The 11,262-nt window shown below is 68.5% G+C and carries 8 protein-coding genes; 5 read left to right on the forward strand and 3 right to left on the reverse strand.

The genetic code is table 11. From position 1 onward, the window contains the following. Positions 1-9: 9 nt before the first annotated feature. A complete protein-coding gene (locus ACIQNG_RS14455) occupies positions 10-3,036 on the reverse strand; it encodes an alpha-mannosidase (RefSeq protein ID WP_401485008.1) in 3,027 nt (1,008 codons plus the stop codon). A 502-nt stretch (positions 3,037-3,538) separates the two neighbouring features. On the opposite strand from ACIQNG_RS14455, the gene ACIQNG_RS14460 reads away from it, so the two are divergent. Genes ACIQNG_RS14460 through ACIQNG_RS14470 form a run of 3 tightly spaced genes read left to right on the forward strand, consistent with a single transcriptional unit; the run spans position 3,539 to position 6,317 of the window. Further along, complete coding sequence (locus tag ACIQNG_RS14460) at positions 3,539-4,534, forward strand: LacI family DNA-binding transcriptional regulator (protein WP_401430946.1); 996 nt, start codon at positions 3,539-3,541, stop codon at positions 4,532-4,534. Between the two features lie 5 nt (positions 4,535-4,539). Further along, complete coding sequence (locus ACIQNG_RS14465) at positions 4,540-5,394, forward strand: phytanoyl-CoA dioxygenase family protein (RefSeq protein ID WP_401485010.1); 855 nt, start codon at positions 4,540-4,542, stop codon at positions 5,392-5,394. Further along, on the forward strand, positions 5,391-6,317 hold the full coding sequence (locus ACIQNG_RS14470; RefSeq protein WP_401485012.1) for a helix-turn-helix domain-containing protein: 927 nt from the start codon (positions 5,391-5,393) through the stop codon (positions 6,315-6,317). Before ACIQNG_RS14465 ends, ACIQNG_RS14470 begins: the two co-directional genes overlap by 4 nt. A 151-nt stretch (positions 6,318-6,468) precedes the next feature. On the opposite strand, the gene ACIQNG_RS14475 is transcribed toward ACIQNG_RS14470, so the two are convergent. Then, positions 6,469-7,062: a TetR/AcrR family transcriptional regulator gene (locus ACIQNG_RS14475; protein WP_401485014.1), complete on the reverse strand. Its 594-nt coding sequence runs from the start codon at positions 7,060-7,062 to the stop codon at positions 6,469-6,471. An 80-nt stretch (positions 7,063-7,142) separates the two neighbouring features. Here ACIQNG_RS14475 and ACIQNG_RS14480 point away from each other — a divergent pair, with 80 nt between their 5' ends. Beyond that, positions 7,143-8,066 carry an oxidoreductase gene (locus ACIQNG_RS14480; protein WP_401485016.1) on the forward strand — a complete coding sequence of 308 codons (924 nt, stop codon included), beginning with the start codon at positions 7,143-7,145 and terminating at the stop codon, positions 8,064-8,066. A 237-nt stretch (positions 8,067-8,303) separates the two neighbouring features. Here ACIQNG_RS14480 and ACIQNG_RS14485 read toward each other — a convergent pair whose 3' ends face one another. Next, positions 8,304-10,541, reverse strand: coding sequence for a family 20 glycosylhydrolase (locus tag ACIQNG_RS14485; protein WP_401485018.1), 2,238 nt, complete (start codon positions 10,539-10,541; stop codon positions 8,304-8,306). A gap of 302 nt (positions 10,542-10,843) precedes the next feature. Between ACIQNG_RS14485 and ACIQNG_RS14490 the strand changes: the two genes are divergently transcribed. Beyond that, a complete protein-coding gene (locus tag ACIQNG_RS14490) occupies positions 10,844-11,251 on the forward strand; it encodes a hypothetical protein (RefSeq protein ID WP_401485020.1) in 408 nt (135 codons plus the stop codon). Positions 11,252-11,262: the final 11 nt, after the last annotated feature.

Consider the following 11,262-nt stretch of genomic DNA (forward strand, 5'->3'; position numbering starts at 1 on the left):
TGCCGGTGGTCAGAGGGCGATACGCAGGGTCGCCACTTGGAAGGGGCCGAGGTCCAGTCGCGCCTGGTCCGCCGGTCTGCGCGATCCAGGTGGTCCGCCGCGCAGTGCGACGGGCAGGTCGTCATCCACGTCCAGGTCGCGTTCCAGCAGGTCCGTCTCCCACACGAGGGGGGTGTTCCCGACGGCGGCGCTGGGCTGGAGGAGGGCGCTTGCCCGGCCCCCCTGAGTCTCGTACACGCGTACGACGAGGTCTCCGGTCCCGTCGTCGGCGATCTTGATCCAGTCGATCAGCGCGTGGCCCGCCGTCAGGTGGAGGGACAACAGCGGCGGCAGCGCGGGGAGGCCGTCCGTCTCGGGGGCGTTGAACCGGTAGGCGGCTTCGACGACCTCGGGTCCCCTGGCACCGGGAAGCACCGCCCATCGGAACGTGTGGTGTCCTGCGTCGGCGTCCGGATCGGGGAATCGCGCGCCCCGCAACAGGGACAGCCGCAGGACGCTGGAATCATGCTCGTTCCGGGCGTCGGCCCCGTACATGCTCTCGTTGACGACCCCGAGGCTGTAGTCGCCGTCCGTCACCTGAACGTAGCGGTGCATGGCGGCCTCGAACATCGCCTCCTCCGATGCCGTGTTCGTCGACAGGGGCCGCTCGATGTAGCCGTACTGGGTCTCGAAGCGCGCGGTCCGGGCCATGACACGCACGGGCAGGGCGACCTTCAGCAGGCGTTCGCGTTCCCGCCAGTCGACAGCGCACACCGTCTCCAGCTGCCCGGTGCCGGCCCGCAGCCACATGGTCAGGGTGACGGTCGAGGTGCCGAAGCGGCGGATCACCTCGACGCCGGCGTCGGCGCCCTTGCGGACCACCCGGCGGCCGGTGACGTCATCGATGACCTGAGGGTGGCGCAGCACGTGCCGGTCCACGTCCCAGGCGTCCCAGCGGACGGGTTCGTCCCGGAAGAGCTGCAGTTCGTTGAGGCGCCGGGTGGGCGGAACGACCTCGCGTTCGGCTCGCAGGTCCCACAGTGAGGTGACGTGCCCGTCGGGGCCGATCACCACCCTCAGGAGACCGTCGTCCAGCGTCGTCGTGCCGTCCTCGGCCTCCTTGACCAGAACGGCCGGTGGTTCGTGGGCCGGGTCCGGGCAGCGACGCGCCGGTGCGAACGGAGGCATTGTGCCGTCGTCGGCCCCGTTCCCTCCCTCATCGAGCTGGGTGGCCGCCTGTCTGATCAGTTCTTGCAGACACAGCTCCAGGGAAGCGTAGGTGTCCCGCGCCTCTCTGTGCACCCAGCTGATCGAGGTGCCCGGGAGGATGTCGTGGAATTGATGCAGGAGTACGGCACGCCACAGCTCGTCGAGACATTCCTGTGGATAGGGGGTGCCGCGCAGGACATACGCCGCCGCGCTGAGGTACTCGGCGGCCCGGAGCAGTGATTCACAACGCCGGTTGTGCCGCTTCATCGCGGTCTGCGACGTCAGTGTTCCGCGGTGCAGTTCGAGATACAGCTCCCCGCGGTGTACCGGTTCCAGGGTGGGTGACACGGTGCCGATGTCGCGTAGTTCCGCCTCCGCGTCCTGGAAGAACTGCGCCGGAGGCCGGGAGATCACCCGGGGAGCACCCTCAAGATCGGAGAAGCGCCGCAGCCGTTGCGCCATGTCCCTGGTGGGGCCGCCGCCTCCGTCGCCGTAGCCGTAGGGCATCAGCGAGTGGGAGGCGATCGCCTTGTCCCGGAACGTCCGTACCGCGTGACTCAGTTCGCGGGCCGTGACCTCTGCCGCGTACGTCTCGGCGGGCGGGAAGTGGGTGAAGACCCGGGTACCGTCGATCCCCTCCCACCAGAAGGAGTGGTGCGGGAAGGCCGTGGTGTCGTTCCAGGAGATCTTCTGTGTCAGGAACCAGCGCGCACCCGCGCGCCGGGCCAGCTGCGGCAGCGCTCCGGAGTAGCCGAAGGAGTCCGGCAGCCATACCTCGCGGGTCTCGATGCCGAAGCGGCTGAGGAAGTAGCGCTTCCCGAAGGTCAGTTGGCGCACCATCGACTCGCCGGTGGGGATGACGCCGTCCGGCTCCACCCACATCCCGCCGACGGGGACGAGCCGGCCCTCTTCGACATAGTGCCGTACCCGGGCGAACAGGTCGGGCTGCTGCGTTTCGAGCCAGTCGAAGTGCTGAGCCGCCGACATCGTGTACACCAGGTCCGGGTGGTCGTCCAGCAGTGCGAGGGTGTTGGACACCGTGCGGATGACCTTGCGTCTTGTCTCGCGCAGGGGCCACAACCAGGCGGTGTCCAGGTGGGCGTGGCCCACTGCGGTGATGTGATGGGCACTCGCGTGGGCCGGTGATGCCAGCAGAGGCGCCAGTACCGCTCGCGCGCGCCGGGCACTCGGAGCGGCGTCCGACTCGTCGTAGACGTCCAGGGCCTCCTCGATTCCTCGTAGGAGACGCCAGTGCCTGGGTTCCGCCTCGTCGAGTTCAGCCGCGAGACCGCCGAGCACCTCAAGGTCGAGGTCCAGTGCATACACCTCCGGAGCGAAGGCGGCGATCTCCGCGCGGCGCAGCCGGAACTGTTCGAACGGCGCACGCGCCCCCTTCTCCCCGTGCTCGGTGACGACGAAGGGGGGCACTCCGAGCAGCAGAGGGTTGGCTGCCGCCTCGACGTAGAGGACAAAGCCGCCTCGGTCATCGAGCAGTCCGTGAACGGCACCCTCTCCCCACAGCCTGATCTCGTGCTGGCGAGGGTGCAGGCCCTTGACCAGGGCACCGTCCTCGGTGAAGACCAGGCCCTCGCAGTGCCCGCCGACCGAGTGGTCGAACCAGCCGAGGTCGATGACCAGGTCCACCGGCCCCGGCCCGTGTGGCGCGACCGTGCCGCGGAGCCGGAACCACGTGGTCGCCCATGCGGGGCCCCAGGCGTCGCCCAACGCGAAGGGGCGGTAGTCGGGTCGGCTGCGGCACGGATCTCGGCCCAGGCCCAGCGCGTGACGGCTGCTCACGGGTTCGCCGTCGTCACCGACGGTCCACGCTTCGACCTCGACACCGCTCAACCGGGTGCGGATATGGGGAGCAAGGCGGTCACGTCGGACGCGCGCGAGCCTCTCCAGGGTACGGCTGTACTGATCGTGCATATCGATTTCTCCAGACAGGGAAGAGGCCGGAGGAGAACTAATACGTATGAGTAGATGTGGTGATGAGCCGCGGCGATGCCGTGCATGAGAGAGGGGCGTGGCGGTCCGAACACCGCAGGCCGACCAGTTGAGAGAGCTGGAGGAGGGCGCACCCTGTACTCCATACTGGAACACAGACCGACCAGTCTGAGCGGGCCGAAGACTAGTACGTTTTAGTCGAGGTCGTCATCGACATTTACAGTCACGCTTCGGTAACGCCGGTGCAGGGCCTGAGTGTTGGTCGGCCGACACCGGGTCCGATCTGCGGCTCCGGAGGCCGCACAGGAGGGGATGCTCGATGCCACGCAAGAAGAAGACGCCTACCACCGCGACCCCCCACAAGGGCACGGCTCAGGTGCCACCGCGCTTACGGAGTACGGACGTGGCCAAGTTGGCCGGCGTCTCGGTCTCCGCGGTGTCCCTCGCGTTCAACGGGCGGCCCGGCCTGAGCGATGCCACACGTCAGCGCATCTTCGACGCGGCCGAGGAACTCAACTGGCGTCCGCACCGGGCCGCACGGGCACTCAAGGGCGCGAGCAACGACGTGGTCGGTCTGGTCATCGCGCGCCCTGCCCAGACACTGGGAGTTGAACCCTTCTTCGCCCAGTTCCTCTCCGGTGTGCAGTCCCGTCTGTCCGACGCGGGAATCGCCACGCAGATCCTCATCGTCGGGGACGTGCATGCTCAGGTGGCGGCCTACCGCCGCTGGGCTGCGGAGAATCGGGTCGACGGGCTGATTCTGCTCGATCTGACGGTCGACGACGGCCGCCCGCTGATCGTGGCCGACCTGGGCATCCCCGCCGTGGTGTTGGGCGGACATGGTGCTGCTCTGCCGCTCTCCAGTGTGTGGGTCGACGACCACGCCGCCATGTCCAGGGTCCTCGACCATCTGGCCTCACTCGGACATCGGCGCATCGCCCACATCAGTGGCACCGCGGCCTATGCGCACACCCAGCGACGTCTCCTGGCCCTGGCCGACTCCCGCACGAGACTGGGCCTTGACGTGATGTCCTTGCCCACGGACTACTCGGACGCCCAAGGCGCCTGGGCGACACGCCGCCTGCTGGAGGAGAGCCCTCGGCGCACGGCGATCATCTACGACAACGACGTGATGGCCGCGTCGGGCCTCGGGGTGGCCAACGAGATGGGCGTGTCCGTTCCCGACCGCCTCTCCATCGTCTCCTTCGACGACTCTGTGCTCACCGCCTTGGCGCACCCCTCCCTCACCGCCTTGACCCGCGACACGTTCGCCCTCGGGACACTCACCGCCTCGGAACTCCTCCATGAGATGGCCGAGCGTCCTCCGGTCCGCCAGGTCAAGGCCCCCACTCCCCGGCTGGTACTGCGGGACAGCACGGCGCCTCCGGCCGTTTCATGATGTCCGTGTCGCGAACATCGCTGTCCGGCACGAGACTGCCGCGACACGAGAGCGGATGCCTACTGTCACACTCGATCCCGATCCCAGGAGTCGCCATGACTGTGACAACGACTGATGCCGCTTCCCTTGCCACCCAGTACACCGAGCAAGGCTACGTACTCGTCAAAGGGCTTCTGACCAGGAACGAAGCAGCGACATACCGTCAAGTCGCCCACGATCTGCTGCGTCACCTCGACGGCGACGAAGACCCGACCTGGGGCTCGGCGGCCGGCCTCGCCGCCGGTTCCCCCACCCGACTCCAGCACCTCCACGACGCTCAGTTCTACGACGCCGCCTTCTCCCGGCTGTTGATGGATGACCGATTCACCTCCGTCGCGTCCGCCGTGCTGGGCGGCCCGAACGTGCAACTGCACCACACCAAGCTGTTCGTGAAGCCACCGGAGAACGGTTCGCCGTTCCCGCCCCACCAAGACCACCCCTTCTTCCCTCACACTCACCACCGTGTCGCCGCGGCGATCTTCCACTTCGACGATGCCCCCGAGGAAAAGGGGTGTGTCCGCGTGGTTCCGCGAAGTCACCTCCAGGGCCCTCGCCCACACGATCCCGAGGGGGGCTACCACCTGACGGATGTGCCCTTCGAGGCTGCCGTTCCCCTTCCCGCGGAGGCGGGGGACGTGCTCTTCTTCTCCTACTTGTCCGTCCACGCCTCGGGTGTGAACGTCAGTCAGGAGGCGCGCACCACATGGTTGGTGCAGTTCCGTGACCCGGCCGATCCGCCGACCGTCAGGACCCATGACGAATCACTGGGACAGGGCATGATGCTGCGGGGCGTGGACCCCACCGGCAGGAGGAACATGTGAGTTGGGCGGACGCCACCGGTGCCGACCGTATCGCCCATCTGGCGGGCCTGCTCGACACCTGCCGGGTGGGCACCCACCGAGCGGACTTCACCAGCTGGGGCTTCTACCCGCCGGTCATCTGGCGCAATTACTGGCACCGGCATTCCTACTACGAGGTCTGTCTCGTTCACAGCGGAGCAGGACGCTTCAGCACCCGCGGGCAAGACCACGAGGTGGTGACGGGTGACGTGTTCCTCGCCCGCCCTGGCGACGTCCACGAGATCGAGTCCAGTGCGAGTGACCCCTTGGGCATCGCCTACTGGGGCTTCACCTTGCGGACCGGATGCGACGGGCCGCGCCCGGACGAACGGGGATGGTGGTCGGGGCTCACCGACACGAGCAGGCCGGTGGTGTCGGCACGCAGCGGCTCGCTGGCCGCGCTCGTCGCCACGCTCGCTGCGAACACGGCCCCGGTACAGTCCGGCACCGAAGCGGTTCTGGGCGGCCTCGGTGCGGCGTTGGTGGTCGACACCGCCCGCGCCTTCGCGGCCGAAGAGGACCTGGAGATGGAGGTGCCCGAGCCCAAGGAGAGGTCGGTCCGACTGGTGGCTCAGATGCAGCGTCATCTGATGGACAATCTGTCCCGCCCGGTGACGGTCCGCAATGTCGCCGCCGATGTGCATCTCTCGGAGCGGCACGCCGAGCGACTCTTCCTGGAGCACACCGGTACTTCCATGATGGCGACGCTGCGCCGGATGCGTCTGGAACTGGCAGCCACCCTGCTCCTCGACACCAGCACGAAGGTCAGTGCGGTGGCCCGTTCCTGCGGCTACCCCGACGCCCGTGCCTTCAGTACCGCCTTCCGCCGGGCGAACGGCCGTTCGCCCCTTGAGTTTCGCGCCTACGGCGGCACCTTGCACCTGGACTCGGTGGAACAGGGTTGACCACGCGGAGAGAGCGTTTCCTGGTACCCCGGCGCTCGGCGAGGTGCGACCGGTCGACCTTCACGTCGTCAGGGCATTCGCCGAGGGGGTGGTTGACGTCGCTGGTGAGTGGCACGGTGAGTCCGGTCGCCGGCCAACCGTCAGATCGAATCTACCGCGGTTCGCATCCGCGCAGGATGGCCGCGATCACGTCGTCGAGTCCGTGGACGGTCACTTCGGGTGACAGGGTGCCGCGCACGATGATGTTGGCGTAGCCGTGCAGGGCCGCGAAGACGGGGATGGCGATACGTTCCATCGGCCCCTGCCGGACGGTGCCGCTGCGCTGTCCGTCGGCGATCAGTTCGAGGACCTGGTCGGACCACGCCTGGGGACGCGTGTTCAGCGACGCGTGCGGCTGCTGGCCGTACGGGACGGAGTACATGAGGTCGAGCAGTGCGGGGTTGTCGACGGCGAAGCCCACGTAGGCGCGGGCCGCGGCGTCCAGCCGTTCGGCGAACGATGAGCCGGCGTCTTCGAGGGAGACCGAGACGGCCTGGTCGAGCCGCTCGAAGCCGGCCAGGGCCAGGGCGTCCAGCAGGGCCTGCTTGGTCCTGAAGTGGCGGCTCGGCGCGGCGGGGCTCACTCCGAGGTCCCGGGCGAGTTCGCGCAGGGACAGCGCACCCGCGCCCTTCTCGCGCAAGGTCTCCTCGGCATGGGTGAGCAGCGCGGCGGCCAGGTCTCCGTGGTGATAGGGGCGGTCTTTCATGGGGCCAGCATATCCATGGAGTGAGCACCACCTACATTGTTAACATTGCATATATTGTAAGCATCGCATACATTCGGGGGATGGCGAGAAACCCGAGAACCCCGATCCGTACCTGGAATTTCAGCGATATCCCAGATCAGACAGGGCGTACGGCTGTCGTGACCGGCGCGAATCGCGGGCTCGGACTCGCCGTCGCCCGTGCGCTGGCCGAGGCGGGCGCGCACGTCGTCCTCGCCGTGCGCAACCTCCAGCGCGGCGATGCCGCGGCGGCCACCGTGCAGGGCAGTACGGAGGTACGGCCACTCGACCTGGCCGATCTCGCCTCCGTCCACGCCTTCGCCGCCAGTTGGCAGGGCGACGTGGACCTGCTCATCAACAACGCCAGCGCCATCAACGTCCCCGAGTCACGCACCAAGGACGGCTTCGAGAGGCAGTTGGGCACCAACCACCTGGGACACTTCGCCCTGACCAACCTGCTGCTGCCGCATCTCACCGACCGGGTCGTGAGCCTGTCGTCCTCCATGCACAAGAAGGCACGCGTCCACTTCGACAACCTCGACCTGACCGGCGAGTACACCCCTTCGGCCGCCTACGGCCAGTCCAAACTCGCCGTCCTGCTCTTCACACTGGAACTCCAGCGACGGCTCAGCGCGGCGGGCTCCCCCGTCCGTGCCCTCGCCGCGCACCCCGGCTGGGCCGACACCGACCTCCCGGAAGAAGGCACCGGCTTCCTGGAGGGCATCTTCCTCCGCCTCGGGAACCGGTTCATCGCCCAGGACAGCCGGACCGGCGCGCTGCCGACCCTCTACGCAGCCGTACAGGACCTGCCCGGTGCCGGCTACGTCGGTCCCGGCGGCTCGTTCGAGATCAGTGGTGCGCCGGCCCTGGTCGGCCGCTCCGCGGCAGCGAGTGATCCGGCCGCCGCCCGGCGCCTGTGGACCGTCTCCGAGGAACTGACCGGCACCACCTTCCCCGAGTCGGCCCTGACCACCCGGAGCCGCTGAACGCCCCGGCGACCGCGCTGCTCGACGCCGCCACGGTCGCCGGGCGGCGGAACAGGCACGCATCGAGCCGCCGCTGCCGGACCGGACACCGAAGCGGGGCGGGCGGTGGCGTGAGCGGGCCTCGCAGACGAAGCGCGGCAGGGCTTTCATCACCGCGAGGGTGACCGCCCCGGTCGTCACCCATCGAGACCGGGCGGGCACCCTCGCGTCCGTCGACTATCCGTCGGAACCGACCGTCTAGCGGCCGTAGCCCGTGAAATGGGCGCGTACCTGTTCGGCGCTCAACGCCTCGTCCCAGGTGAGGAGTTCGTCCAGGTCTCCCCTCAGGGATTTGCCGGGCATGCCGATCGAGCGCAGTGGCAGCGGGATGGAGGCGGCGACGGTGCCGACCTTCTCGCCGTTGGCGTAGAGCGTGGTCGAGCCGGGCGTGGTCACCCAGGTCAGCTGCACCCACTCATTCTGCGGGAGCGTGTAGTCGAAGCTGAGGTCGCTGACGCCGACGCGGGTGAGGCCGACCTTGCCGGTACCCCGCTGCTGGAGCTTCAGCTCGCCGGTCGTCGACCCGAGGAGGACCTGGTCGGTGGTCTTGCCCGTGGACCGCACCCAGGTCGAGACCGTCCACGGCTCCGCCACGTCGACGCCGCCGAAGCCGACCCCGTCCCGGTCGCTGTCGAACCTCCAGGTCTGGCCGCGCACCCCGTCCGCGGCCGGGGTGGGGTTGTTGATGATGTACGAGGAACCGGGCAGGTCACCGGCCGTGTCCTCGGCGTACAGGGTGTTGCCGGGGCTGCCCGCCCACACCCAGCCGCTCGGGTACGGCTTGGTGTCGAAGGTCCAGTGGTGGGACGGCTTCCCGTCGTTCACGCGGGGCTTCACCGGGGTCGGGGTGACGCCCGGCGGGTCGCCGATCCTGGCCACCCGGGCCCGGAAGTCGGTGAGGGTGTCCGGGGTCGCGGAACCGTTCCAGGAGCGGTCGGCGAGGATCGCGCGGGGGCCGGACATACGCTGCTCAAAATACTGGTCGTCGGCCCAGAAGTTGTAATCCGCCCAGTTCGCCAAGCTGGAGCCCAGCATGTCGCCGGCGGTGCTCGGCGTCCAACTGTCGTACATCCACGACTCGTCGGGGCGGGAGTTGTGGTAGTTGTTCGGCGTCACGTAGAAGGGCGCCATGGCGATCTCGTCGTGGTCCGGGACGATCGGCTCGGCGCCCTTGCCCGACCAGGTCATGTAGACGACCGACGAGTTGACCTGCTGCTGCGGCGAGGTCATGTGCTCCACGCCGTTGAAGATGGCGGTGCGCTTTCCGTGCCGGGTGATGACCGAGTCCAGCGTGTTGATGTACTGCTTCAGCAGGTCGCCCAGGGTGGAGACGTCGGGGTCCGCCGCCAGGTGGTTCTTCACGCGGGCGCAGTCGGCAAGTTGTCCCGGCAGTTCGTCGGCGCCGATGCTGAACAGCGGGGCGTCGAACCAGCCCGCGAACTCGTCGACGATCTCCTTCGACTTCGTGACCGCCTTCTCACTGGTCATGTCGACCATCCAGTTGGCGGTCAGGTGTGAATGCGTGTTCGCCGCCGTGCAGGGATCGGGTCCGTCACCGAAACCGATACCGAAGGCGTCGGTGATGACGGTGGCGTGGCCAGGGACGTCGATGCCCGGCATGATCTGGACGTGGTGGCGGGCCGCGAAGGTCTTCAGGCGCTCGATCTCGGCACGGCTGTAACTGTTCTTGGGGTCGGCGAGGCCGGGGAACTTCGGGCTGTTGAGGCGGAAGCCCTCCGAGTCCGACAGGTGCAGGAAGAGCGTGTTCATCTTCTGATCGGCCATCCGGCGGATCAGGTTCTCCAGGTAGCGGCGCTGCCAGTACTTGCGCCCCGCGTCCAGCATCACCGTCCGCATCTGCTGCGTCGGTACGTCGAGGGAGCGGGCACGGGGAAGGGCCCGGTGGTCGGGGGCGGTGCGCAGGAGTTGCAGCAGGGTGCGGGTGCCGTAGAAGAGCCCGTGCGTGGACGCGGCGTCGATCCGCACCGCCTCCGCGCTGTCGAGGCGGTAGCCCTCGGCCCCGTACGTCTTGTCATCGGTCAGTCGCAGCACGATGTCGCCCTTGGCGGCCTGCCTCACCGCGCTGCTGACCGGCAGGGTGAGGCCGCTGACCTGGAGTATCTCGCTGCGCAGCTGATGGGCGAGCTGGCGCGGGGTCTGACGGGAGGGGGCGATCAGCTTGCTGCGCCCGGCGGGCGGGGCGGTGGTCGCGCCGGAGGCGGGCGGGGCGGTGGTCGCGCCGGAGGCGGGCGCGACGAAGATCCGGCTGTCGGCGGTGAGGGCGTTCTGGCCGCCGAGGTCGGACCACTCGGTGGGGCGGGGCACGATGTTCGGAACGGCGGGGGAGTTGGGCTCCGCCGACGCGGTGACAGGTGGGGAAACGGTGCCGATGAGGAGGCCCGCTAGTAGGGACAGGACAGGGGCAGTGCGACGCACGGTGCGCCTCCTGGGGTGAGGGATGGGCGGGACCGTAGTACAGCCGGATACTCGGAACAAGAGAATGAACCCGAGTGGTATAGACCAATTTGCGATTGGCACATCAGCGAAGCCCGACGCCCTGCCGCGCCACGTCTCACATGGATGGCCGGCGGGCGGGCCGGCGGAGCTGACTGTGCTGACCCGGCCGCCCTGCGGAACAGCCCCGTACACCTTCGGATTTGACTGACAGTCACGACAGCTCGACGTAATCTGAATCGGTCCGGGATATTAGGGCACGGGAGACAACGGGGGCGCAGGGAATGGATCCGAACACGGTTGCCCAACTGGCGGGTTCCGCGCTGGTCGCCGCCATGGCCACCGACGCGTGGCAGCAGGCACGTGGCGGCGTGGTCGCCCTGTGGCGCCGGGTGCGCCCCGAGGAGGCGCAGGCGGTGGACGAGGAGCTGTCCGACGCGCAGACGGTTCTGCTCGCGGACGACAGCGGGGGCAGCGCGGCCGAGCTGACCGAGGTGTGGCGGGCCAGGCTGCTGACGCTGCTGCTCGCCGACCGGCAGCGTACCGATGAACTCGCCGAAGAGCTGGACCGGTTGACGAGGAGTCTCGCCTCGGTGCCGCCCCGTACGGGCCCGGTACGGATGAACGCCCGGGCCACCGGTGGAGGCCGCATCTACCAGGCCGGCCGCGACATGACGATCAACGAGCGCTGACGGGGCGGCGG

Origin of the sequence: Streptomyces sp. NPDC091377, assembly GCF_044757045.1 — a bacterium.
GTDB lineage: Bacteria > Actinomycetota > Actinomycetes > Streptomycetales > Streptomycetaceae > Streptomyces.